The sequence below is a fragment of the Acidithiobacillus thiooxidans ATCC 19377 genome (assembly GCF_009662475.1).
GTDB lineage: Bacteria > Pseudomonadota > Gammaproteobacteria > Acidithiobacillales > Acidithiobacillaceae > Acidithiobacillus > Acidithiobacillus thiooxidans.
In genome coordinates this window covers 3,357,966-3,383,562 of the sequence record NZ_CP045571.1, presented here as the reverse complement: position 1 = coordinate 3,383,562, position 25,597 = coordinate 3,357,966, and the positions used below count along the sequence as shown (strand labels likewise).

The window sequence follows — 25,597 nt, the reverse complement described above, 5'->3', positions numbered from 1 at the left end:
CTTAGAGCTTTGCCAGACAGTCAAAAAGCAGGCTCGCAGACGTGGCTCCCGGGTCGGCATGGCCGATGGCGCGTTCGCCCAGATAGCTGGCCCGGCCTTTGTGGGCGATCATGGGAATCGTTGCATCCCGACCTTCCCGGGCTTTTTGTGCAGCCATTTCCAATCCGGCCTGGTGGTTCAGGGCGCTGACGGCGGGACTGAGGGCATCGACCATGGTTTTGTCTCCCGGTTCGGCCTTGCCGAGTCTCTGGATGCCAGCCAGTCCGGCCTGCAGACAAAGAGCCAGCCCGGCATCGTCCAGTTGAAGCTGGTCTCCGGCGACTTTGGCGGCTTCGAGGAAAAAGGTTCCATACAGCGGCCCCGACGCACCCCCCACGGAACTGATCAGGGTCATGCCTACCAGTTTCAACAAAGCTGCGGGGGTTGCTGGCTTCTCTGCCTGCAACTTTTCGACGACCTTGGCAAAGCCACGGGCAAGATTGCTGCCGTGATCACCGTCACCAATGGCTGCGTCCAGCGCATTGAGCTCGGCAAGTTGCGTCTTGAATTGATGCTCTGCGCAGACAATCCACTGATTCAGTGCATTGAGGCTATATTCCATATTGAGGCTCCTGCTTTATAAACCCCAGCGCAGCGCCGGGCTGCGAACCGGGGCGTCCCAGTACTGACGCATGGTTTCGTCAAGACGCAACAAGGTGATGGAAATGCCAGCCATATCCAGGCTGGTCATGTAGGCACCGACTAGGCGCCTGGACACTTTGAGGCCGTGTTTTTTTGCAACTGTTTCAGCGGCGCGATAAACAATATACTGTTCCAACAAAGGAGTAGCGCCGAGACCGTTGACAAATAACAGGATCTCATCGCCTTTTTTGAAAGGTAAGTCCTCGAGAATGGGTATCATCAGCATTTCCGTCAAAGTATCTGCAGATTGCAGTGGAATACGCTGCCGCCCGGGCTCCCCATGAATACCAATACCAAATTCAATTTCGTTTTCACCCAAGGTAAAGCTGGCTTGACCCGTTTCCGGGTTGGTACAGGGGCCTAAAGCCAGACCCATGGAACGGGCAGAAGCATTGACTGAACTGCACAATGCGGCGACTTCATCCAGGCTGGCGCCGGCCTCGGCAGCGCCCCCACAGATTTTTTCGGCAAGCACCGTGGCCCCGACTCCGCGCCTTCCGGCTGTATATAAAGAGTCTTTAACAGCCACATCATCGTCCATAATGACGGTGCGCACCTCTATCCCATCGCTCTGCAGCAGTTCCGCAGCCATCTGAAAGTTCAGAACATCACCAGTGTAATTTTTGACGATGTGCAAAATGCCTTTGCCAGCATGTACAGCAGCAGAGGCTTCCTGAATCTGGTCAGGGGTTGGGCTGGTGAATACCGCGCCAGGACAGGCGGCATCGAGCATACCCAGACCCACAAAACCGCCATGCATGGGCTCATGTCCTGATCCACCCCCGGAAACCAGGGCGACCTTACCATTTTTGGGCGCATCGGCGCGTACAATGTAATGCGGGTTTTCATGGACACGGATCAGGTCAGGATAAGCCAGGGCCATGCCCTGCAAAGCTTCCGTGACAACCTGATCCGGAGCATTGACCAATTGTTTCATGACACACCTCCCGGGTTTATTTGTCGGCACCATCAATTTGAGTTTTGACTTCATCCAGAGCCTGTTGAAGCTTTTCCAGCTTGAAACCTAGGCCCTTCTGTTCAACACGGGGCTGACGTTCTTTCAGCAGCCTGGCACGCACGCAGAGGGTTCTGCTGATGCACCAATCGTAGAAATAGACAGCAATGGCGGCACCGATAAGAGGCCCCACAATGGGCACCCACCAATAACCATGGGGTCCAGGAAAAGCGTTGGGTCCCCAGCCCTGCAGCCAGCAAAACAGACGGGGTCCGAAATCACGGGCGGGATTGATGGCATAGCCTGTACCTACACCAAATGACAGGCCGATAGCTGCGACGGCAAAGCCAATCATCAATGGCGCCAGGTTGGACCCTGGTCCCACGTTCATGTTGTCGATGATGGCAAAAACAAAAAGCACCAGGAAAAAAGTCGCGATGATCTGATCAAGCAGCATCAGACCGAGATGGCTTCCGTAATACGCGGCAGGAAACGTCGCAAATATGCTGAATGTGGTCAGGCCCCCAGGATCCGCTCGGGAGACGACATGGTTGGCCAAATTCCAGGCATTGATAGCCCGGAAATAATCGTAGTAGACAATAGCAGCCCCAGCAAAACAGCCCGCTACCTGAGCTATCCAGTAGGGTATGACTTTTCGCCAGGGGAAATTACCCTTGAGGGCAAATGCCAGGGTGACTGCCGGATTGATGTGCGCTCCGGAGACCCCGCCTGCCACATAAACGGCCATGGCCACGGCAAAAGCCCATCCCCAGACGATGACCATCCAGCCCCCTGCCCCCTGAAAAATAACCATGGTCCGGTGGGATTCCGTAAGACCGACTACGGCAACCGCCACACAGCCCGCTCCAAATGCCAGCAATACAAAACATCCCACAAATTCTGCCAGCATTTCTGACCAGACAGACACTGCATGAGTAACTCATTCACTACCATGCCGCCATCCGTGCGCAGGCTGCTGAGAGGAATGCCGCTGTCAATTTCCATGGCTTCAACCACGTCGCGCACCTGATAGGCCGTCGATTCCAGCGCTGCGCGGGCAATATGGGCTTTATTGGCAAAGCGGGTCAGGCCGGCAATGACTCCTCGCGCATCATCTTTCCAGTAGGGGGCATACAGGCCCGAAAAAGCCGGAACCACATAAACATCGCCATTATCCGGTACGCTCCGCGCCAGTGGCTCAATCTGTCCGGCGACATCAAAAAAGTGAAGATTATCCCGTAACCACTGCACCAATGCTCCGGTAATGGCGATGGCGCCTTCCAGTGCGTAGCGGGGTTTTTCATCACCAAACTGGTAAGCCAGTGTGGTCAGAAGCCCGGCATTGGACTGTACGGGTTCGGTGCCGGTGTTCATGAGCAGAAAAGAGCCGGTTCCGTAGGTATTTTTAGCTTCTCCCGGAGCGAAGCAGGTTTGTCCTACCAGAGCAGCCTGTTGATCGCCGAGCATTCCGGCAAGGGGCGTACCGCGCAGTGGTGCGGTCTTGATTTCTCCATAAGGCGCGGAAGATGGCACGATTTTGGGAAGGCAGGCTTCGGGAATATGGAATTGATCCAGCATGTCCTTGTCCCAGGCACATGTTTGCAAATCCATCAGCATGGTACGGCTGGCGTTACTTACATCCGTAACATGCACGCCGCCGTCAGGGCCACCCGTGAGATTCCAGGCCATCCAGGTGTTGATGTTGCCGAAAAGCGCGTCGCCCTTTTCGGCCTGGCGTCGGGCTCCTTCCACATTTTCCAGAATCCACAGCAGTTTCAGGCCGGAAAAATAGGTGGCCAGTGGCAGTCCGGTCTTGCTGCGAAATCTTCCCTGTCCACCATCCCGGGCAAAGCGTTGTACCAGTTGGTCAGTGCGGGTATCCATCCACACCAGAGCGTTACAAAGGGGTTTGCCGGTATGACGATCCCAGAGTACGGTGGTTTCCCGCTGATTGGTGATGCCTACCGCCGCCAGATCGCTGGCGCTGAGGTTTGCCCTGGCGAGGGCGGCCCCGATGACCTCGTTGCTGTTCGTCAGAATCTCCAGCGGATTATGCTCTACCCAGCCGGGTTTGGGATAAATTTGTTCATGTTCTTTTTGCGCTATGGAAACAATGTTGGCTTGTTTATCAAAAACAATAAAACGGGTACTGGTTGTCCCCTGATCAATGGCCCCTACATATTTTGACATTTTGATATCCTCCTCAAAAAAGATTGTCACAGTATGGTCTTAGGCTCCTCCTTGTCCGATTTTTGCGATGATTTCTGGTGATTGCAGGTATGCTTTGAGTTTCTCGTTGGTGTCAGCAGGCACATGCAGGGCCATTTTGGAGCGCCGCCACAAAATGTCCTCTGATTCCCGCGCCCACTCCTGGGTGACCAGATAATCTACTTCTGCCTGGGTCAGCTCTCCGCCAAAGTCTTCACCCAGATCCGTCATCTGACGGGCATCACCTAATATTTTCAAAGCTCTTGTGCCGTAGGCGCGTGCCAGACGGTAAGCCAGATGCGCCGACAAAAACTGGTACTGTTCAGAAAGCATACGGACGAATCCGGCAAAATCTCCGTTGCTGATATCGCCCCCGGGAAGAGGCGCTGTTGCTGTCCAACTGTGATTCTTGGGGTGCCCGAGAACGGGCTGAAGCAGGGACAGGGCGTGTTCGGCGAGGCGTCGATAAGTCGTAATTTTACCCCCGAAAACAGAAAGCAAAGGCGGAATATCATTGCCGCCTTCCATATCCAGCACATAGTCCCGGGTGACTGCGGAAGCATTGGCCGCATGGTCATCATAGAGAGGGCGTACCCCGGAATAACTGCGGACAACGTCGTCTGGATGGAGCGGGGTCCGGAAATAACGGGAAACACTTTCACAGAGGTAAGTCGTTTCCTCCGGGGAGATGCTGACCTGGGCTGGATCGCCATCGTAGGGAATATCCGTGGTGCCAATCAAGGTGTATTCATACTCATAGGGAATGGCAAATACGATTCTCTTGTCGGGATTTTGCAGGATAAAGGCGTAATCACCCAGGTAAATGCGAGGCACAATGATGTGACTTCCCTTGACCTTGCGGACGGTTTTATGGGTCTGAATGCCGAGCTCCTTGACCAGCACATCACCGACCCAAGGTCCGGCAGCATTGACCAAAGCCTTGGCGAAAACAGTGGTTTCCTTTCCGGTTCCTTGATCTTTCAGTTGCGCTTTCCACAGCTGCTTTTCCGGATGCGCAGCAAGCAGCCGCGTATGAGTCAGGATTTTTGCACCCCGTTCAGATGCATCCAAAGCATTGAGGGCAACCAGTCGGCTATCTTCCACCCAGCAATCTGCATAGGTGAACCCCTTGGCGAATTCGGACTTCAGAATTGCCGCTGCTGGATGTGGTCCGAAATGCACGGCTTTTGAACCGGGCAAACGAGAGCGTGGGGCGAGATGGTCGTAGAGCATAAGCCCCGCACGAATCCGCCAGGAAGAACGACCATCTGGGCTTTGGGGCAGAAAAAACTCCAAAGGCCAGATAATATGGGGGGCAATGCCGAGAAGCCGTTCGCGTTCCATGAGGGCCTCACGGACGAGGCGAAATTCGTAGTATTCCAGATAACGCAAGCCACCATGTATTAGTTTGGTGCTGGCAGAGGATGTATGTGCGGCAAGATCATCTTGCTCAACTAGGAGCACGGAGAGTTTTCTACCGCTGGCATCGCGGGCAATTCCAACGCCATTGATTCCACCGCCTATAATCAGTAAGTCATAGGAATTAGACATCAAGCTCCTCCTGATAGTGATTATAACGCATAGAGTTTGAGAATTTGGGAAAATCGAAATAAGCAGATACAACCAATTTCTTTATAGATAGTTCATATGATGGGATAAATCAAGGTAAGTGCAGGACATAATGATGCCAAAAGTATTTTATGCTGAATGGCTTTATCGGGTAGATAGAAGCATACCATAAATGACACAAATATGAACAGAATATTACTTTAATAAATAAGAGGTTATTAATTGAAAAGGCTGAGTTTGCTTTTTGTTGATGCTGATCAGGAGCAGTTCGTAAAAATTGCTAAACCTGTTTATTTTCATGATCTTAATCTGGATAAGGTTATCAGTCATATTGTTGACGGCAGGGAAGAATATAAATTAAATCAATATTTTTATAATTTAAATAAAAATCTGGAACAAATCCAGTATCGTCAGGAAATTATGAAAGACTTCGAGGAGAAAAAGGTTTATAAAACTATATTATCATATTCTAAATATTTGGCAGATATTCGCAACACGTTAGATCGCATAGAGAATTTGTATTACCCACTGCAACAGCAACGTTGTTATCTGGAACTGGCGTTGCGGTATCAGAAAAATCTTGAAGACTTTCTGGAAGGCTTGAAATCAGTACAAGTAAAATCAGTAGGATTGAAAGAGCTAATCAATCAATTCATAGAAATTTTATGTACAGGTACATTTGTTGAGTTTAAAAATAAAACTGCGAATCTTTGCGAAAGTCTAAAAAAAATTAGATATTGTGTCGTCATTGTAGAAAATAAAGTATCTGTCCGCCGCTGTGAAGAAGATGACTATGCTGGAGAGGTGGCCAAAAATTTATATTTATCGGATATTCCGCTTGATGATGATAATATAGTAGGCAATCAGACAGTTGATTTAAACCATGTTGAAGCACAAATATTGGAAGGGGTGGCTCAATTGTATCCAGAACCTTTTGCTCGACTGGATAGTTATTGTAAGCAGTATATGCGGCCACTTGTGGCGAGTGAGGTTGAATATCCATCTGACTCGCTGAGAGCCTCCCGGTATCCTTTTATGGATCATAATATCCTGATCTGGGAGCGAGAATTACAATTCTATCTGGCTTATCTGGAATATATCGCTCCCTTAAAACATCTGGGATTAGCGTTTTGCATTCCAAATATAGACATAAGCAATAAACAAGTGCGGGCCGAACAGACATTTGATCTGGCGCTGGCAACCAGACTTATGGAAGAAACCGGGCAGAAGGTTGTGGTTAATGATTTATCTCTTATCAATGACGAGCAAATTTTCGTGATCACTGGACCCAATCAAGGAGGAAAAACCACTTTTGCCAGAATGTTTGGTCAACTGCACCATTTGGCCGGGTTGGGATGTCCAGTGCCTGGTCTGAATACACAGCTTGGTTTTTGCGATGCAATTTATACGCATTTTTCATATCGCGAGGATATTCGTGCTGGACATGGAAAGCAGGAAGAGGATTTAATCCGGATACACGATAGCCTGAAAGAGGCTACTGCCTCCAGTATTTTTATAATGAATGAATTATTCGATTCGACAACCTATGATGATGCACTGTATTTAAGCGAACAAATAATCCGTAAATTGCTAGCAAAAAAAATAGTTACGGTGTGGGTAACATTTATTGATGCGCTGACTCTCATCAGTCCGCAGATTGTCAGTTTGATGAGCATGGTAGAGACTGAAGACCTCACTCGTAGAACATTCAGAATATGTCGAAAGCCCGCAGATGGCTTGGCCTATGCTTTGTCTCTTGCTGAAAAGTACGGTTTGACGTACAACAGATTGATGGAGGGAATTGATGAATAAAATCAGCTTGCTATATCCTGATAACAGGATATATGATTTTAATACTATTCCTGATCATTCAGAACAGTTGATTGCTGATTTGGAATTGTCCGTATTATTTTCTGTAATGGCCAATCAGGATGAAAAAATTCTTGAGGCTGTACGCAAAATACTGCTTGGCCAACGTAGCAATGAAAAGTCTGTTATCCTTTTCCGACAACAGATACTCAAGGATTTCATGCGTCATCCGCTGTTGGTATCCGAGATTTATCAGCTCAGCCTTGACACCTTGGAAGCCTATCGGGATTCTTTGAGGTTCTGGTTATCTGCGAAATCGGCCAGCAGGCGCTTGCGCACTAACGTGGAACTGATGGATATGCTGCTTGCGCAATTGATCAAAATCCGCAATCTGAGTACTCAATATGCAGATGCCGAATCTACCGGTTTGCAGTCATTTTTTAAGTTTTTGCAAACAGATTTCAGTGACGAAGTATTGAATAAGCTTCGTTTACAGAATTCCGTATTACGTTTTAATCATGGTTTTTCTGTCAATGCAAGGTTAGATCATAATAATCGCAGTAGCGAATTTTTACTGAATAGAGAGCAGCCATCAACCAGTTGGCTACATAAGATTTTCTCATCAAATAGTTCTACAGAGGAGTATTCCTTTACCATTTCCCAGCGTGATGAAAGCGGTTTAACGGCATTGAGCGAATTTCGCGACGCGGCTTTGGAGTCGGTAGCGTTAATTATGGATGTTGCTGTTCAGCAGTTTCTCAATTTTTTAGTCGATTGCGTGATGAGTCGGCTTTTTACCAAGCAGCTTTGAACTTGTGCGCGGCGCTGAAAAACAGGGGTTATGTTTTCTGCCTTCCAACACCGTTGAGCGGACAGAATCCCGTTTGTGTGGCCAGCAAACTTTATGATCCCTGCCTTGCCCTGTTACAGCAGGAGAAGCTGATTTTGAATGATCTCCAGGCTGAAAATAAGTCATTTATCCTCATAACAGGTGCCAATAGTGGCGGGAAAAGCACCTTTTTGCGAGCTTTGGGCGTCAATCAGTTACTGCTTCAGAGTGGATTTCCAGTAGCCGCTGAACAATTCTCAGCGAGTCTTTGTGATGAGGTTTATACCCACTTCAAGCTGGAAGAGGATACGAATATGCGTAGTGGGAAATTTGATGAAGAGCTTCTCCGCATGGCTGCTCTGGTCCCTAAACTCAAAGCGACAGCTATGGTTTTGTTTAACGAGTCGTTTGCCGCAACCAATGAACGTGAGGGCTCCGAAATTGCCTGGCAGATTTGTAATGCTCTGCTGGAAAAGGGCATAAAGGTTGTTTTCGTTACGCATTTATACGCTTTTGCACGCAAGCTTTATGCGAAGAAAAGCCCTGAAGTACTTCCTTTACGAGTCGCCTCCAATGAGGAATCAAACAAAAAATTCACGGTCTCCGAAGCCGAGCCGTTAAGCACGAGTTTCGCAAAAGAAATTTATCAAAAGGTTTTTGCTGATTAAAATATATAATGGTTTGGGTAATAATCTCTGAAAAATCCATTAAAACTATCCACTATTAGATAAAATTAAAATATGTTAATTGTCTTGATGCCTTTCTAACTTGCACTTCGTGAATTCTCAGACTATACCCACTGTCACAAAGCGTTAGATTCTGAAAAAATAGCCTGGGTTTTCATTTCGGGCTCGGGGGTGTAGGTGAAAATAATTTTTATAAAGAACAAACTTTTTCATTCTCTTATTGCGCAGTCGTTTAAACCTCGTGGCAATATTCAAGAGGTTGTGCAATGATTGTTGTCGGGAGCAGCAATATGGACATTGTCCTGCGCGTAGCCCGTGCCCCCGATGTTGGTGAAACAGTGCTTGGTACCGATTATGTGATGTATCCCGGTGGTAAAGGGGCTAATCAGGCGGTTGCGGCGCAAAGATCGGGTGCTTCGGTGTGCTTTGTGGCCTGTTTGGGTTGTGATGCCTATGGTGAATTCCTCCACGACAATCTAGTGCAAGAGAACCTTGAACTTACCGCGCTCGTCCGTTCAGATACACCTACCGGTCTGGCTTTTATTTTACTGGAAGAAAGCGGGCAAAATCGGATTACCATCATATCCGGTGCAAATGCTGCTCTGACTCCAGAACAGGTACTGCCTGCCATTCAGCAACGCGATATTCTTTTGATGCAACTGGAAGTTCCTTTGGAAGTTGTTAAGGCTAGCGCTCAGCAAATGCACAAGATGGGTGGTTTAGTCATCCTCAATGCTTCACCAGTGCAACAAAAAATGGAAGAAATTCTTTCTCTTGCGGACATTCTTCTGGTTAATGAATTGGAGGCGATGCAATTACTCGCCTTATCTGAGCCAGTTAACGCGCAAAACGCTATTGCCATGGTTGAGAAACTGGCATCAGGACGGCAGTCGGCAGTTATTACACTCGGTAAAGCTGGCGCTGCGTGGGCGATAAGGCAGGGGAAATCCGGTCTTGTTCCCGGGTTTAGCGTCGATGTCGTCGACACCACAGGCTGTGGAGATGCTTTTGCCGGTGCCTTCAGTGCTGCTATTGCCAGCGATCATTCTATGGAATCTGCCGTCATTTTTGCCAACGCCGCAGGTGCGTTGGCTGCAACCCGTGAAGGTGCACAAGCTTCGTTGCCGCTGCGCGCGACGATAGAAAGTTTTATTGCGCAGAATATTTCGACAAATTCCAATAATTACTCGAGGGCTTGACCATGAAAAACAAAACGACTTCGGTATTGATGGCTGCAATGGCTTTATCTTTGGGGTTTTCTGGCATGGCGAGTGCGCAGGATGCCGCCCCCCAGCACTATACTTTCGGTCTGATGTTGTCCGCCATGACCCCTTATTTTGCCACCATTAAAAGTGGTGCAGAAGCGGAAGCTAAGAAGCTTGGCGTACAATTACTGGTTGAAGATGGTAATAATAATTCAATTACACAAAGTAATCAGATAGATACATTAATCGCCCGCAAGGTGAATTTATTGCTGATTAATCCCACCGACGCCAAAGCTTTGGTCCCTGCCGTTGAAAAAGCCAATGCCGCACATATTCCCGTCATTTATATTGATCGTAAGGCTGATGGTGGTCATGCCATTGCCTATTTTGCTTCGGATAACAAACAAGCGGGAGCACAAGCCTGTCAATATATTGCCAATAAACTCCATGGACAGGGTAACTTGTTCATGCTTCTGGGAATATCCGGAGCCTCTGCAACCAATGAGAGAACCGCCGGTTGTGAGTCGGTTCTGAAAAGTTACCCGCATATCAAGGTGGTGGCCAGACAATCAGGCGGGTTTAGTCGCGAAGGTGGGCTCACGGTTATGCGCGACGTCCTCATTGCCAACCCGAAACTCAACGCCGTGTATTCGGAAAATGGTGAAATGGCCATTGGCGCCATGCGTGCTGCAGCGGCGGCTGGTCGTTTAAAAGGACTCACCATCGCCATGATCGGCAGCGGCAGTGTCGGCGAAACGCAATTGGTAAAACAAGGCAAAATTGCCCTGAGTGTGGCGCAGCAGCCAGCAGTCATGGGAGCCCTGGGCGTCCAGGCTGGTTACAGTTATCTGTCTACGGGTACAGTTTTTGTTCCGGTACCTTTGCATATGGATCTTGCGCCGAGCCATTCATGAAATCTGCAGACAGAGTCAGCGAAAGAGCTGGCCAGGCACCTCTGCTGAGCTTGCGCAGCATTGGTAAACGCTTTGGAGCAGTCCAGGCTTTGCGGGACATTGATCTGGACATCTGGCCGGGAGAAGTCCTGGCCTTGCTGGGAGATAATGGTGCTGGCAAATCTACCCTGGTAAAAATCATTGCCGGTGCCCAGGCGCCGAGCGCGGGGAGGATGCATTTTAATGATCAGACCGTGCGTCAGTTTGATCCCCGTTATGCCCGGGATCTGGGTATTGAAACCTTGTATCAGGACTTGGCAGTTGCTGAAAATCTGGACGTTGCCGCTAATATTTTTCTGGGCAGGGAGCGCAAAAGACGTCTGCTTGGTATTTTCCCCATCCTGGCGCGGCGCGAAATGCGTAAACAATCGGCGCTGGCTCTCCAGAAGCTTGCTATTGAACTGCCTCTGCGGCAACCGGTTGGAGAGCTTTCGGGGGGACAAAGACAGGCCGTAGCCATTGCCCGGGCCGCTTACTGGCAGGCGAAGCTGGTGATTATGGATGAACCCACTGCCGCCATCGGGGTCGGCGAGCACGCTGCCATCCTCCATTTGATTCAGACGTTGGCGGCTTCGGGTGTAGCGGTGATTCTGATCACCCACACCATGCCCGACGTCTGGCAGGTGGCTTCGCGCATCACGGTACTTACACGCGGTGAAAAGGCGCTGGATGGGAAACCAGAAAGTCTGGATGAGAACACGGTCGTCAAAGCCATGCTGGTGGGTAAGGGGGTGGCTGCATGAACGCCCCGGAACTGAAGGCGCACGCCCTGCGCCAGTTTCTGATGGATCAGGGTGTTTTGTTGGCTTTTATTGCCCTGCTGATTTTCTTAGCGTTTGTCGCCCCCCATTTTGTTTCCACCAATAATTTTTTCAGCATCTTGACTGATGCGGCGCCATTGGTGCTGCTGGCATTAAGTGAGTTGATGGTGATGTTGGTCGCCGGAATTGATCTTTCTGTTGGCGCCGTGGCCGGGCTCACGGGTGCCCTCGCCGCAACCATGATGTTGCTGGGTTTTCCTTGGCCCCTGGCGCTGTTCCTGGCGCTTTTGGCGGCCACATCGGCAGGGCTTTTACAGGGCGTCGTCATCAATTATCTCCATATTACGGACTTTATAGCCACACTGGCCGGACTTTCCATTTTTTCGAGCCTGACCCTGATTGTCACCAATGGGGAGCCCCTGAATATCAATGACAATGGTTTTAACGCCATTGGCGAAAGCCACATTCTGGGTATCCCTGATCAGGTCTGGATTGCGGGTTTGATGGTCATTGTGGTCGCGCTGTTTCTGGGTCTGAGCGCTTCTGGCGCTTATTTATACGCCATCGGTGGGAATCGTGTCGCCGCCTATCGCGCGGGAATTCGGGTACGCCGCCTGCGCAGTCTGGCCTATGCTTTTTCCGGATTTTCCGCAGGGCTTGCCGGTGTGATTTTCGCGGCCCAATTGGCCACTGCTGACCCCAATGCCGGTCGCGGCGACGAACTGCCAGCTATTGCGGCGGCAGTTATTGGCGGCGTCTATCTGTTTGGCGGCCGAGGCACCGTCTGGGGTGTACTGCTTGGCGCGCTGTTACTGAGCACTATTCTGGATGGTCTGGTTTTATTGAATATTTCACCCTTCTATACCGAGCTGGTGGAAGGTGTTGTTATTTTGCTGGCGGTCATGCTCGGTTATTTGAAGAAACGCAGTAAGGTTTGATGAACCCCCGAAAGATCGGAAAAGAGAAAAAGGAGTGGTTATCGCAAATACACCCTGCATAAGGGCGCTATAAATACTGAAAATAAGGAGAGTGCCATGATTAAAAAATATAATTATAGTAATTATCCATCATTGTCTGGAAGGATTCCATCCAGACGCTTTCTGGCCTGCAGCCTGGCCGTTTCCTGTGCCATTGCCCTGGGCGCACCGGCATTGTCCCAGGCGGCCACCCCGACCAATTCGCTGATTCCTGCCAATTCCATTCTGGATAAGGCTATTGCCAACACGAAAATATCGGCCATGGTTGGCCTGCTTAACTTTAGCTACCTCAATCATGCCCATACTGGTCAGGATACGCATTCCCTGGCGCTGGGCGGGCATTTGTATGTACACAGTCCCCAACTGGCAGGGTTCAGTCTGGGAGTCGGTGGAGACTTTGCCACCTGGACCGGTTTTTACCAACATGAAGACCCGGAGCTTACCGGTCCCTATCCCAGCCATGGCATAGCCATTGTTCGCCAGGCATATTTGCAGTATCACTACGGACCTTTTGTCATTCGTGGCGGCCGGCAATTTATAAATACTCCATATGCCAATTGGGATTATTACACCTACAACCCCCGGGCTTTTACGGGCGTCAGCGCGGTGGTGGACATTATTGGCCATCCCAAGGTTGGACAATGGTCCGGTAATAGTCCAATGGCTCTGGGTGGGTCGCCAGCAACCCTGAGCTTCATGGCTGCGCGCATGTACAGTTATGCCAGTCGTTACAGTGCCACTTTTACCACGGGGAATCGCTACACCAGCGCCCATACCAATGGTTTTTATGTGCTCGGTGCCCGCTATCAAACCCCGTTTTTGGGTAGTCATGTTGATTTGCAGGCCTGGTATTACGACTTTTATGGGTTTGCAAACATGTTTTACGGACAGGCCGGTATCAGTCATCCGCTTACCAAAAATGTTTCCCTGTTCGGAAATTTCCAGGTGGTTTCTGAAGGAAACTCTGGAGCCGGTACGAGTTATCTGAATGCCCTAAATGCCGATTCGGTAGATGCCCAGGTTTATGGGGGGCGTATTGGTATAAAATTTGGCAGCAATCACGATGATAATGTTGCCTTGGTGGCAAGCTATAGTCCTGTAAATTATAACTCCTTTCGTCATGGTGGCATGATTCACCCCTACAACGATCTCAGCGGTACCAGTTACACCACCACCATGCAAACGGGCATTTCCGATTTTGGACCGGGATATGCTTACGGAATTGCCTCCAACTTTGGTTTTTTAGCCAACAAACTCAAATTGAATGCCAGTTTCATTCGTTATCTTGTCCGTTATGGGTTTGGTGGCAGTGTTTATACTTATAACGGCGATTACGGTTTTCCAACGGGAACAGCCATTCCCGATCAGCATCTCTGGTCCATGGATGTCGGTTTATCCTATGACCTGTCCAGCATCCTTAAAGGCCTTTATGTGGCCGATTATACGGATATTTCCATGGCGCAAAATGAGGCGGGTTATCCACATTATCAAAACCCGTATTTCAGCAACCGCTTTTACTTCAAATATCGTTTTTGAGGAGAATAAAATGAAATCCATGCATAAAAAAATGCTTGCCGTATGTGTAGGGCTGGCTCTGGGTAGTGGTTTGTCGGGAACGGCGATGGCGGCTTCGGCCCCCAGCCTGAGTGTCATCAACTGGTGGACAGCAGGATCGGAAGCCAAGGCCATGCATGTTCTGGTGGAAATGATGAAGGCCAAAGGGGTGAATATTCAGAATGACGCCATCGCTGGTGGCGGCGGTGCCCAGGCGCGCACCATTTTAAAAACGCGTCTTATGGAAGGGCAGATTCCGGGTGCCGCGCAAATCAAAGGGGTGGAAATCCAGCAATGGGGACATACGGGTCTCTTGGCCAATATTGACGCTGCCGCTCAAGCTGAAGACTGGAATAAAAATGTCCCAGCAGTCATCAATGATTACATGAAGTACAAGGGCAATTATGTGGCGGCTCCCATGGATCTGCATCGTCTGAACTGGCTTTGGTACAATCGGGCCATTCTCAAAAAATCCGGAATTGCCACCGCTCCGCAAACCTGGCCAGAACTCATGGCGGATCTTGCCAAGGTCAAGGCTGCAGGTTTCACGCCTATGGCTGGTGGCGGTAATGGCTGGATGATTGCCACTGAATTTGACCCGATTGCTTTGGAAACGGGTGGACCGACCTGGTACAAGGATGTTTTTGTCAAGCTGGATCCCAAGGCTATTGACAGTCCAACCATGGTTAAGGCGTTGGAACGCTTGCGCGCCATTGAAGCCTATACCCCCAAATCTCTGGCGGGCCGCACCTGGAATTTTGATACGGCTTTAGTCGCCCACGGAAAAGCCGCATTTCAGATCATGGGCGATTGGGCCAATGGCCAGTTTGAATTCCTCCATGTGACTCCGGGTGGTCCACAAGTGGGTTGCGTGGCTTTTCCCGGTACGGCCAAGGAATTCATCTACAACGTCGATAGCTTTATTTTCTTCCGGCAGAATACTCCCGAGAAGCGGGCGGCGGAAATCAAGCTGGCAGAAACCATGGTCAGCCCGAAATTCCAGTTGCTGTTCAATAAGTACAAGGGCTCCATCCCGGATTTGATGAATGTTTCCCTGAATGGTTACAATGCCTGCCAGAAAAAATCCCGGGCACAGTTTCTGGTTGCCCGTAAGGATAATGGTTTGGTGCCCAGCTTTTCCCAGAATATGTCCACCTATGGTCCGCCCACCGGTGCATTTATTGACTCCCTGGATAAATTCTACACTTCCAACGAAAGCCCGCAGGCTGCGGCCGCAGCCATGGCCAAACGGGTAGAAGTGGCCAAGAGTCAGGATTAATACTTAGGTATTGCCCGGCCATGCCTGTACAGGCCGGGCTTGTTCCATTGATGTGTGCTGCAGAGGATCCTCACATGCCATTCACCAAGGCAGAGTTCAGTGGACGCGATCGGTTGATGGCAAAAATAGTGCTTTCGCCGACTATTTTGGCTGCTACCTTTTTTATCTATGGTTTTATTTTATGGACGATTTGGTTGTCCTTGACGCGCTCAACCATTTTGCCTAGTAATCATTTTGTCGGACTGGCCAATTATTATGATCTTTTCGGGAGCTCACGCTGGTGGCGCTCATTAAGCAACCTCGGAATTTTTGGCGGTCTGTATGTTCTGATTTCCCTGTCTCTCGGTCTTGGTCTGGCCATTCTTCTGGACCAGCGTATCAAGGGCGAAAGGCTTTATCAGGTGGTTTTTCTTTATCCCATGGCGCTTTCCGCTGTGGTTACCGGCGTAGCCTGGCGCTGGCTGCTGGACCCCGGCTTTGGCTTACAGGCCATTGTCCGTTCAATGGGGTTCCCGCATTTTGCCTTTGCCTGGATAGATGATCCAGACATGGCCATATATACGGTAGTCATTGCGGCAGTGTGGCAGACGACTGGCTTTATGATGGCGATTTTTCTGGCGGGATTGCGTGGCGTCAGTTCGGATATCGTCAAAGCGGCACAGATTGATGGTGCCAGTCATGCGCGTATTTATCTGCGCGTAATTCTGCCCAGTCTTGCGCCCACTTTTTTTGTGGCGTTGGTGTTATCTGTCGGATTAGCGATCAAAAGCTTCGGTTTAATTATTGCCCTGACGGGTGGTGGGCCCGGATACAGCACCAATGTCCCCTCCATTTTTATGTACGTTTTCTCATTTCAACGCGGTGAAATGGGTGTGGGCGCAGCCAGTGCCCTCATGATGCTGGTCATCATGATGATTTTTGCCTTGCCCTTCCTTTATCTCGACTCAAGGAGGCAGGCCTGATGCGTACTTCATCCGTTTTAAGCCCGAGAAGATGGGTTATTTATAGCCTTTTATCTCTGGCCGCGCTGTTTTTCCTATTGCCCTTTTACGTCATGCTGGTGACTGCCTTCAAGACCATGCCGGAAATTTACTCAACCGGTATTCTTGCGCTACCCAGCAGCCTCAACTGGTATGCCTGGGTGCATGCCTGGAGTGCCGCCACTATTGGTGCGGCCAGTTCAGGAATTCATGGTTACTTTCTGAACTCTTTTATTTTGGTGATTCCCGCTGTAGTCATTTCTACGGCGATTGGTGCCTTTAATGGTTATGTACTGACGCATTGGCGTTTTCGTGGTTCCAATGTGTTTTTTTACATGTTGTTACTCGGCACCATTATTCCCTTCCAGATAGTGCTGTTACCCATGGCCTGGGTAGAAGGTCGTCTGGGCATCGCCGGCACCTTGGTTCCGGGTCTGATGTTGGTGCATGTGATTTATGGTCTGGCATTTACGACTTTGTTTTTTCGGAATTATTACGTCGGCATTCCGCATGATCTGGTGAAGGCGGCACGCGTGGATGGTGCCGGATTTTTCAGTATTTTCTTTCGGATCATGTTGCCGGTCAGTACGCCGATCATCATGGTAACGGCGATCTGGCAGTTCACCATGATCTGGAACAATTTCCTTTTTGGGGTGGTATTTACTCAGGGAGGACAACAGCCGGTCACTGTGGCTATCAATGACCTGGTCGATACGGTCACCAGCGTTCATATGTGGAATGTCGATATGGCGGCTGCCATTTTTGCGGCATTACCCACCCTGTTGGTGTATTTGATTGCCGGTAAATATTTTGTACGTGGATTAACGGCTGGCGCCGTAAAGGGATAAGAATGGGACGCCTGATACTCAAGGATATTCATAAAAAATTCGGTAAGGATGAAGTACTTCACGGCATTAATATAGAAACCGAGGAAAATCAGTTTCTGATTCTGGTTGGACCTTCGGGCTGTGGAAAAACGACCTTGCTGAACATTATCGCTGGCCTTGAGCAGGAAAGTGCTGGCGATATTCTCATTAACGATCGGCGGGTGAACGATCTCAGCCCTAAAAATCGGGATATTGCCATGGTCTTTCAGTCCTACGCCTTATATCCATCCATGTCAGTCCGCGACAATATTCTTTTCGGACTGGTTAACCGCCATGTTCCCAAGAGTGAACGCGAGCAGATTTTGCAGGATGTGGCGCACATGCTGCAGTTGGACCACCTTCTGGATCGTCGCCCACGGCAGCTTTCAGGAGGGCAGCAGCAGCGCGTGGCCATTGGCCGGGCCATCGCCCGGCGCCCTGCACTATTTTTGTTTGATGAACCACTGTCCAATCTGGATGCCAAGCTGCGCGTAGAGATGCGTACAGAAATCAAACGGCTGCATCAGCAACTAAAAACCACTATGGTTTACGTGACCCATGATCAAATTGAGGCCATGACCATGGGCGATCTCATTGCCGTGATGAATGATGGAATTATACAGCAGCTGGGCACCCCCGATGCCATTTACAATGATCCTGCCAATCGTTTTGTTGCCGGGTTCATGGGTTCTCCTTCCATGAACTTTATTCCAGTTACCGTCTGTCAGGGTGACGGCACCGTCTGGCTGGAACTGCGGGGAGAAGGACAGAGCGTCTCGCGTTTGCCGCTTCCACCAGTTCTGCAGTCAGGTCTGAAAAGTGCTGTAGATCGCCAAGTGATTCTGGGTATTCGCCCGGAGCAAATCACCGATCCGGGAAGTGCGCGCGAAGGGAGTGCCTTACACACCATGGAGCTTATGGTGGAAATGACAGAACCTACGGGTGCTGATACCCTGGTATTTACCCGGCTTAACAAAACCCCGATAGTAGCCCGTGCACACCCCTCCACGAAGCTGGTGCAGGGTACCAATACGCTCCTTTCCTTCCATATGGAGCGTGCCGTATTCTTTGATCCGGATGACGGGCGACGCTTGGCGTAAATAAAATTCATAAAAATTGGGGGATGGCATGCTGCAGCCCGAACAGTCTGTAAAATCTCGGGATTGGCGATTTGTGCTGATTGCCGTGATAGCTGGTCTGGGTGGTCTCCTGTTTGGTTATGGAACCGGGGTGGTGGCGGGGGTTTTGCTCTTTCTGGCGCATGACTTCCAGCTCAATGGCAGCATGCAGGGATTGTTCGTGGCGGTGGCCTTGGCTGGTGCCGCGTTGGGTGCCGCTATTTCCGGGTTGCTGGCAGACCGATGGGGACGGCGCCGGATTTTGCTGGCAACCGCCGCACTGTTCGTTTTCGGGAGTCTTTTGGCAGCCTTGGCCAACAGTGTGGCACTCCTTTTTCTGGGGCGCGTCTTTCTGGGGCTGGCTATTGGGATTGCTTCAACCGTGACTCCGCTTTACCTGGCCGAAATTACCACGCCAGAGCGGCGCGGGGCCATTGTCACCATTAATCAGCTTTACATCAGCATCGGGATTTTCATTTCCTATGGGGTGGATCTTCTGTTTAGCGACTTTGGCAGTGGCTGGCGCTGGATGCTGGGCTTAGGAGCCCTGCCCGCGCTTATGCTTTTTGTGGGAATGTGGATATTGCCGGAGAGTCCGCGCTGGCTCATCAGGCAAGGGCTCATCGATCGGGCTAAATCCGCTTTGCAGTATTTGCGCAGTACGGCGCTGGTGGCAGAAGAGCTGGAATCCTTACAGCAGGGCAATGCGAACACCGAGCCTATGGCTTTGCGTAGCCTGTTCAATAACTGGAAACTGCGGCGCCTGATGGTCATCGCTGTGGGCCTGGCCGTTTTTCAGCAGATCACCGGTATCAATATCGTTTTGTATTATGCGCCGAAGATTTTGCAGGAGACTGGCTTGTCTTCTCCTTTCATGGCCATTCTGGCGACGGGCGGCATCGGCTTGGTGAATGTCCTGGCAACCATTATTTCCATGCGCTTTTTGGATAGTCTGGGACGTCGTAAATTGTTGTTATGGGGATTGTGGGGGATGCTGATCAGCTTGCTGGCCCTCTCGCTGGAGTTTTTAACCAATTTGCAGGGAGCCTTGGGGGCTGCGCTCATCGTTGTGACGTCGGCAGTGTTTGTCGCTTTTTTCGCGATGAGTTTAGGGCCGATATTCTGGTTGTTGATTTCTGAAATTTTCCCGCTGGCTATTCGTGGTCGCGCCATGAGTCTGGCCACGGTGATCAACTGGCTGTCTAACATGCTGGTGGCCGGAGTTTTTCTGGATCTCGTTGGCGCTATTGGCCGTGGTGCGACATTTCTGATTTACGCCCTCATGACTTTTTTGGCCATACTATTCACGCTGAAGCTGGTGCCAGAAACCAAAGGCTTGAGTCTCGAAGAAATAGAGCGACAATTTATTAGTATTCCTTAATAAATGAATATGGATTATTTGTTGTGTTCTTTTAAGCACAATTCCTTGTGCTATTTTGTCCGCATCAGCTGATCCTCTTCACCAATAAGCTTGGATTTCATGGTGGCACGAACCTTGCTGCCATTTTTTGTAAGGCGAAGGTCAGCGGTATTCCCGAGTTGTTGGTCGTCGCTTATTTCATAATATAAAAATTCAGCCAAAACATTACGAGGTGATGAACATGTATCACGGCCATAAAATTTCCAGAAACACGCTTATTGTCGCAGCAGCCATGCTTGGTTTATCCCCGTTAGCCCATGCCGCCAACTGGTTTGAATTGCAGGGGATATCTCCTGCCAAAGCCCCGATATTTGGTGTTTCTGGGTTTATTGAGCCCAGTCTTTATGCGCAACCCGGTAATGAAGACAGCCTTGAAAATAACCAGATCCCACACATTGATCTTATAGCGCCCGGATTTTCGCAAAGCACTACCGCTAATATTCTGCGAGCACGAATCATGTTGCGCGGAAACCTGAACAAGCATATTTCCTATTTTTTTGGTGGGGAGTTTGGTGATAATGGTTTCACGCATGTGCGTGGCGGTTATCAACCTGGTCTTATTGATGGGCATTTTACCTTCAGTTATATTCCAGGGGCCAGAATTGAAGCGGGCCTTATTCGTGCGCCTAGTGCCGAAGGAGCCATGCAAGGATTCATGAGTTATAACTTTGTGTTGTCATCGACGATGATTGGGCAATTGATGCAGCAACCAATGTATAACTCCAGCAATCCTTACAAAATCAATACTAAACTGAATGCCTACTTGATTAATGGTCAACAGACTCTGGGTGTTAATGCCTTCCGCTATCCAGGCATCATGGCCTTTGACTGGTTCCGTAACGGTCACTGGGAATTTACCTACGGCGCCATGATTGGAATGTTTGGCACGGTGGCCGCCGGCAATCAATCCAGCAGTCCTTTGTATGCAGCGCGCTTGCAGGAAGCTTATATATTCGGGGGGAAAGGGCCCTTCCGTAGCGATGTGCAGGCGGGTATCTGGTATCAACATGCCAGCCCTGAATTGAATGACACCAGTTACAGTATGAATCGCTACGGCGTGGATGTGCAGTATTTGCAGGGTTATATGCACCAATGGGGCAGGCAATTCCGCTTCCAGTACATGCGTGGTACCGGCTGGATATCGGCAGCTTCGGCATTCAGCAGCGCCCCTGGTCTGGCTGCACCACTGACCAACACCCAACTTTATCCCGGCAGTGAGAACACGGCTAATGGTTACATGCTGGAAGGCGGCTTGTTTTTGACCAAGCATATTGAAGCGAATTTACGTTATGACTATTACGACCGCTTGCCCAATGATCCAGCACAGCAACGCATTTTCAAGACCTGGGCTATCGGTCTGCAGTATCACTTCACGCCACTGACCAAAATCATGGCCGGTTACTACTTCCGGACGCTGGATGTACCGCATCAGCCTAATCCTGTTGCGAATAGTATTTCTGATGCCGTGGATAATGAATTTGCCATGCAGGCGATGATTGCCTTTTGATGAAGATAATGAGGAGATGGTAATGTTATTGAAGAACTTTTTGAAGGCGGCCGTATTAGCCAGCGCTTTGCCGGTGATGGGCATGTTGGGCATGACCACTGCCTCGGCCAATGTCGATTCGGCCAATGTTTCGATGCTCCATGATTTTCATTTTAATCACCCCACTTTTATTCATGATTTGCCTTTTGCCGAGCATCATGTGGTGATCCAGGTCAGTCAGGCTAACCCGGCCCGCTGGAATCTTACCCTGAATAATGCGCAGAACCTGCTCAATTATTTTGGTCAGCAGAAGGTTCAGATTGTTGTCGTGGCATTTGGGCCGGGCATCAAAATGTATCTTCCCAACAGCCCGGTGGCGAGTCGCATTGCCGCGATTAATGCTGAGGGCGTGGAGTTCGATGTGTGCCATAACAGCATGGAAGAGTTCAAGAAGAAAACCGGCCATCTTCCCAAACTGGATCCTTCGGTGGTCATTGTTCCGGCAGGCATCGTCCGCATCATGCAACTGGAGCATGCTGGCTTCAGCTATATCAAACCCTGATATCCTTTACGATCGTTCTTCCGTCCTTAGGATGCATAAGACAGCTTGCTGTCCATGCATCCTTTTTTAATGGATCAATTCATAATATCTATTATTATCTATCCAGAAATTTTATTGCCCGCGACTACGGCTGGTCACTGCTGCCACGATTTGTTTATAATAGGCGGTTTGCATCTGCGTATCTGCGCAGATATTTGTCTGCGCAGTACTGTGCTGCCGATGGTTATTTATTTGGGGTATTACGATAGAAGCATTACCAAAAGAGAAACTGATTGATGACTTGAAGGACCGCTATGCTTGTCCCGTGGTCGAATACGACGAGGGGCTGGTTGCATCTCAGGCAATCCTCCGCCGACTCGACGTGGACACTCTGAGAAACGAGTTATGGTTGCCTGTGGCCTGGACGGCGGAAAGTGCTGAAGTCATAGTCTGTACACCGGATGATCCGGCTTTGCTGGCGCATGTCCGGCAAACCCTTGGTGTCGAAAACCTCACTTTCAGGGTCGCCACGCGCCCCGATCTCATTCGTCTGATTGAAAACAGTGCTGATCTGAATGACGATTTTCCCGTATATGGCGGGCGTACACCACTGGCTAAGGTCCGTACCTATCTGGCCGGAGAACGCACCCGCTACTCCGCGCAACGGACCCGTTTTGCGCGCAGCCGCACCGGGCTGGCTCTGGCACGCACGGGGGTCGCGTTGACCAGTATTGGTGTCGCCTTTTTGCGCCTGTTCGGTGGTGGGGCCTGGTTGTTTTTTGAAATCCCACTCCTGGTTTTCGGGATTCTGGCCATGATTGACGGCCTGCTCTGGTATCTGCCGGCGCGACAGGAGTCGCGCGCCATCAAAACCTATCTCCCCTACGCGGTTCCCGAAAACTATTCAGCCCTGAATGTCATTGATCCGGGCGGGCAGATGGCATTTCGACGCAGTCCGGTGGTTGCGGTGGCTGCCGGACTGCGTGAGGCCTGGGATGCACTTTCTCCGGTCGAGAGGCGGCGTTTCCTGGCGAATGACCGGACCAATCTCGCCGAAGAACGCACCATTCTGGCCTATCTGCGGACGATGATGGCCAAAGCGCGGACGGGGCTCGCCTTTGCCCGGACCGGTGTGGCCTTTGCGGCTATCGGTATTGGCTTCATCCGCAAATTTCCTACCGGTCCCTGGTCGATTTTTGACTGGAGTCTGATTGCGATTGGCCTTTTCATGCTGGTGGAGGGTTTTCTCTGGTACCATCCCGGGCGGGATGCCGCCAATAGGGCGCTGGAAGCGGTGAGTAATGCCCACGTCAAACGCGGGCCTTGGGACCGCATTTTTCCCTCTTTATGCCTTTATACCCACAATATAGATCCGCTAGTTGAGGCCAATGCCGAGCAGGCGCGCCCAGGAGTTTTTGCAACTACCGGCCTGGCGCTGGAACGCACAACCCTTGCGGACAAACGCAACGTCATGTCGCGGCTGCGGACGGTCATGGCCCGGGCGCGCACCGGCATGGCTTTCATCCGCACCGGCTTCAGCATCATGACGGTCGGCGCCGGACTCTATATTTACTTCGAATTTACGGGCCATGTAGACATCCTCTGGACAATTTTTGATGCCGCGTTGGTGATCATTGGCCTGTATCTCATTGTCGATGGCCTGCGCTGGTATCTGCCGGCAGAACGGGTCAAGCGCAGTTCACCACTTGTCGACGGTAGTTTTGAAATCGCCGATGCCGATTATAGTCAGCCGAAAAGCGCCTGGAAGCGCACCAACTATCCGCATGAACACTGAAATATCTCCCTATTATCCCCTGGTTGAGCAGGGCATTCTGAGTGAAGCCCTGCTCCAGTCGGCACTACATAGTGCCGCCAAGCGCGGTATCGACGCCGAACGCATCTTATTGAAAGAATTGGCCGTGACGCGCTGCACCTTGCTGGATGCGCTGGCCCGGCATTATGACTGCGCTATCGCGCAATATGATGAGCGCCTGCCCGTGCCGCAGTTGTTTTCGGGCCTGGATGGCAAGGTGCTGCTTACCGGAGAGTGGTTTCCCATCCGGCAGATGGGCGATACGGTCATCATCGCTGCGGCTGACCCGAACAACCTGAGCATGCGTGCCCAGGTTCAGGAACTGATCCCTGCCCATCATTACGAATTTCGTGTCGCGCTCAAGGAAGACATCCGCTGGTACATACAGGACTACAAGCATGCCGAGGCACCCTTGCTCATTGGCATTGAGCGCACGGGCTTGGCCTATTGGCGTAACACCATGGCGCACTGGCGCACCAAGCTGGCTGCCCATCGTACCGCTCATGCCCGCGCCCGGACGGCCATGAAGTTGCTACGCTGGGGGCTTGCCATGGTGGCACTGGCCAATGTGCTGACTAAAGTCTCCCACAACGACCTCTCACCTTACCACCTGCCGATTTTGTTGGTCGGCATTGTTCTGGCCCTGATCGGCTTGTTCGATTATCTGAAAGTGCGTGGCAGCCGCATGGATCTACCCTGCCAAAGCGCCTTGATTGATATTACGACCGAGAACGTGCGCTTTACCGATCGTTATCACCTTCCTGAAGCCCCGGTTGAGGCGGAGGATGACAGTGCCCTGGCCAGACTGGCGGCGGCCATTCCCCATTACTGTTCGATTTTGCGCCCGGTTCCGGCCAGCAAGGAGCGCACCCATCTGGCCCGCGAGCGTAATATGCTCGCCGCTCAGCGCACCATTGCCGCCAGTCACCGCGCCTCTTACGCGCGCGCCCGAACCGGGTTGTCGCTGATCCGCACCGGGGTGGCATTTATCGGCCTGGGTCTGGCCATCCACAAAATACTGGGCGCGACACCCTACAGTTTCACCGATTATATTCTGATTGCTGCGGGCTGCCTGATGCTGCTGGATGGTTTGTTCTGGTATCTGCCTGCCCGCCGCCTAAAATATGGCTTGGGGCGCGACATCAAGCCCTAAAGGGAAGAATCATCCCGGCGCTACCCGCTATTTCTTGCCATCTTGCGGCGATGACACAGAAGCTTCCACGTTTTATGATGAGGACTGTTGATACGCTGAGTCAGGAGGAAAGGTCATGCAGATAGCCATGTTACGGCCTTTGTCTGGCAAAGAGTATCTGGAAGGTGAGGAGCGCGCAGATATACGCCATGAGTATGTGGCCGGGCAGGTTTATGCCATGGCCAGGGCCAAGCTGCGGCATAACCAGATTGCCGGTAACCTGTATGGACTGCTCTGGCAAAAAGCCCGTGGCAGTCACTGTCAGGTTCTGAACAGCGATATGAAAGTGCGGGTGGAAGCTGTAGATGCCTTTTATTACCCCGATGTGGTGTTGCGTTGTGGCGCGCCGTTGTCTGGAGATACCCTCTATCTGGAAGATCCTTGCCTTATCGTCGAAGTATCGTCGGCGAGCACGGCGAATGTGGACCGTCGTGAAAAGCTACAAGCTTATCAGACGCTCCCTAGCCTGCAGGAATATGTTTTGGTGGATAGCGAAAAAATCGTTGTCGAGGCATTCCGCCGGCATCCTGAAGGTTGGTGGTACGAGTTGTTGAATGACCCTGAAAGCGATCGTTTGCGCTGCCAATGTGTCGACCTGGCACTTTCAGTAGAGGACATCTATGCGGGCGTCGATCTGCCTTCAGCTTTGCCGACGGATTGAATGCCGCCCTGATGCTACAATGGGCCGTGTGCTTGACTGGGTTATCCAGGATGA

23 protein-coding genes are annotated in these 25,597 nt (G+C 50.8%); 18 read left to right on the top strand and 5 right to left on the bottom strand.

What is annotated here, in order from left to right; translation table 11 throughout:
• Position 1: 1 nt before the first annotated feature.
• From dhaL to glpD, 5 genes are read right to left on the bottom strand one after another with little or no spacing between them, the layout of a single operon-like run.
• Positions 2-601, bottom strand: a complete 600-nt coding sequence (dhaL, locus tag GCD22_RS17700) for a dihydroxyacetone kinase subunit DhaL (protein WP_065975444.1) — start codon at positions 599-601, stop codon at positions 2-4.
• A 15-nt stretch (positions 602-616) separates the two neighbouring features.
• Entirely contained in the window at positions 617-1,618 is a 1,002-nt protein-coding gene (dhaK, locus tag GCD22_RS17695; RefSeq protein WP_065975439.1) for a dihydroxyacetone kinase subunit DhaK, read from the bottom strand.
• 16 nt (positions 1,619-1,634) lie between these two features.
• On the bottom strand, positions 1,635-2,564 hold the full coding sequence (locus tag GCD22_RS17690) for an MIP/aquaporin family protein (RefSeq protein ID WP_153940889.1): 930 nt from the start codon (positions 2,562-2,564) through the stop codon (positions 1,635-1,637).
• The gene (gene glpK, locus GCD22_RS17685) at positions 2,477-3,826 is read right to left on the bottom strand and encodes a glycerol kinase GlpK (RefSeq protein ID WP_244947545.1); all 1,350 of its coding nucleotides are present in this window, start codon (positions 3,824-3,826) and stop codon (positions 2,477-2,479) included. Before glpK ends, GCD22_RS17690 begins: the two co-directional genes overlap by 88 nt.
• A gap of 39 nt (positions 3,827-3,865) precedes the next feature.
• Complete coding sequence (glpD, locus tag GCD22_RS17680; protein WP_153940888.1) at positions 3,866-5,395, bottom strand: glycerol-3-phosphate dehydrogenase; 1,530 nt, start codon at positions 5,393-5,395, stop codon at positions 3,866-3,868.
• Positions 5,396-5,635: 240 nt separating this feature from the next.
• Between glpD and GCD22_RS17675 the strand changes: the two genes are divergently transcribed.
• The 18 genes from GCD22_RS17675 (at position 5,636) to GCD22_RS17595 (ending at position 25,543) form a co-directional block, all read left to right on the top strand.
• On the top strand, positions 5,636-7,225 hold the full coding sequence (locus GCD22_RS17675; protein ID WP_081577494.1) for a MutS-related protein: 1,590 nt from the start codon (positions 5,636-5,638) through the stop codon (positions 7,223-7,225).
• Positions 7,218-8,033: a hypothetical protein gene (locus GCD22_RS18090; protein ID WP_170286762.1), complete on the top strand. Its 816-nt coding sequence runs from the start codon at positions 7,218-7,220 to the stop codon at positions 8,031-8,033. Before GCD22_RS17675 ends, GCD22_RS18090 begins: the two co-directional genes overlap by 8 nt.
• Before the next feature lie 2 nt (positions 8,034-8,035).
• Positions 8,036-8,719, top strand: coding sequence for a MutS-related protein (locus GCD22_RS17670; protein WP_211371675.1), 684 nt, complete (start codon positions 8,036-8,038; stop codon positions 8,717-8,719).
• 284 nt (positions 8,720-9,003) lie between these two features.
• Positions 9,004-9,936, top strand: a complete 933-nt coding sequence (locus GCD22_RS17665; protein WP_031572603.1) for a ribokinase — start codon at positions 9,004-9,006, stop codon at positions 9,934-9,936.
• Between the two features lie 2 nt (positions 9,937-9,938).
• Entirely contained in the window at positions 9,939-10,856 is a 918-nt protein-coding gene (locus GCD22_RS17660; RefSeq protein WP_010640986.1) for a substrate-binding domain-containing protein, read from the top strand.
• Positions 10,853-11,638 carry an ATP-binding cassette domain-containing protein gene (locus tag GCD22_RS17655; protein ID WP_065975434.1) on the top strand — a complete coding sequence of 262 codons (786 nt, stop codon included), beginning with the start codon at positions 10,853-10,855 and terminating at the stop codon, positions 11,636-11,638. The genes GCD22_RS17660 and GCD22_RS17655 overlap by 4 nt, the downstream gene beginning before the upstream one ends.
• Positions 11,635-12,594, top strand: a complete 960-nt coding sequence (locus tag GCD22_RS17650; RefSeq protein ID WP_065975433.1) for an ABC transporter permease — start codon at positions 11,635-11,637, stop codon at positions 12,592-12,594. The genes GCD22_RS17655 and GCD22_RS17650 overlap by 4 nt, the downstream gene beginning before the upstream one ends.
• A 96-nt stretch (positions 12,595-12,690) precedes the next feature.
• On the top strand, positions 12,691-14,169 hold the full coding sequence (locus tag GCD22_RS17645; protein ID WP_226852404.1) for a hypothetical protein: 1,479 nt from the start codon (positions 12,691-12,693) through the stop codon (positions 14,167-14,169).
• 10 nt (positions 14,170-14,179) lie between these two features.
• Positions 14,180-15,466 (top strand): ABC transporter substrate-binding protein, encoded by a 1,287-nt coding sequence (locus GCD22_RS17640; protein ID WP_051488049.1) that lies wholly within the window; start codon positions 14,180-14,182, stop codon positions 15,464-15,466.
• A gap of 74 nt (positions 15,467-15,540) precedes the next feature.
• On the top strand, positions 15,541-16,428 hold the full coding sequence (locus tag GCD22_RS17635) for a carbohydrate ABC transporter permease (RefSeq protein WP_024893133.1): 888 nt from the start codon (positions 15,541-15,543) through the stop codon (positions 16,426-16,428).
• Positions 16,428-17,294, top strand: coding sequence for a carbohydrate ABC transporter permease (locus GCD22_RS17630; protein WP_024893134.1), 867 nt, complete (start codon positions 16,428-16,430; stop codon positions 17,292-17,294). The genes GCD22_RS17635 and GCD22_RS17630 overlap by 1 nt, the downstream gene beginning before the upstream one ends.
• A 2-nt stretch (positions 17,295-17,296) precedes the next feature.
• Positions 17,297-18,412 (top strand): ABC transporter ATP-binding protein, encoded by a 1,116-nt coding sequence (locus GCD22_RS17625; protein ID WP_031572593.1) that lies wholly within the window; start codon positions 17,297-17,299, stop codon positions 18,410-18,412.
• A 28-nt stretch (positions 18,413-18,440) separates the two neighbouring features.
• On the top strand, positions 18,441-19,811 hold the full coding sequence (locus tag GCD22_RS17620; RefSeq protein ID WP_065975431.1) for a sugar porter family MFS transporter: 1,371 nt from the start codon (positions 18,441-18,443) through the stop codon (positions 19,809-19,811).
• Between the two features lie 220 nt (positions 19,812-20,031).
• Positions 20,032-21,357 (top strand): putative porin, encoded by a 1,326-nt coding sequence (locus GCD22_RS17615; protein WP_153940886.1) that lies wholly within the window; start codon positions 20,032-20,034, stop codon positions 21,355-21,357.
• A 22-nt stretch (positions 21,358-21,379) separates the two neighbouring features.
• Positions 21,380-21,898: a DsrE family protein gene (locus GCD22_RS17610; RefSeq protein WP_010641007.1), complete on the top strand. Its 519-nt coding sequence runs from the start codon at positions 21,380-21,382 to the stop codon at positions 21,896-21,898.
• Positions 21,899-22,178: 280 nt separating this feature from the next.
• Positions 22,179-23,672 carry a GspE/PulE/PilB domain-containing protein gene (locus GCD22_RS17605; RefSeq protein WP_241781538.1) on the top strand — a complete coding sequence of 498 codons (1,494 nt, stop codon included), beginning with the start codon at positions 22,179-22,181 and terminating at the stop codon, positions 23,670-23,672.
• On the top strand, positions 23,662-24,843 hold the full coding sequence (locus GCD22_RS17600) for a GspE/PulE/PilB domain-containing protein (protein ID WP_010641013.1): 1,182 nt from the start codon (positions 23,662-23,664) through the stop codon (positions 24,841-24,843). The genes GCD22_RS17605 and GCD22_RS17600 overlap by 11 nt, the downstream gene beginning before the upstream one ends.
• A gap of 115 nt (positions 24,844-24,958) precedes the next feature.
• Positions 24,959-25,543 (top strand): Uma2 family endonuclease, encoded by a 585-nt coding sequence (locus GCD22_RS17595; protein ID WP_065975423.1) that lies wholly within the window; start codon positions 24,959-24,961, stop codon positions 25,541-25,543.
• Positions 25,544-25,597 lie beyond the last annotated feature (54 nt).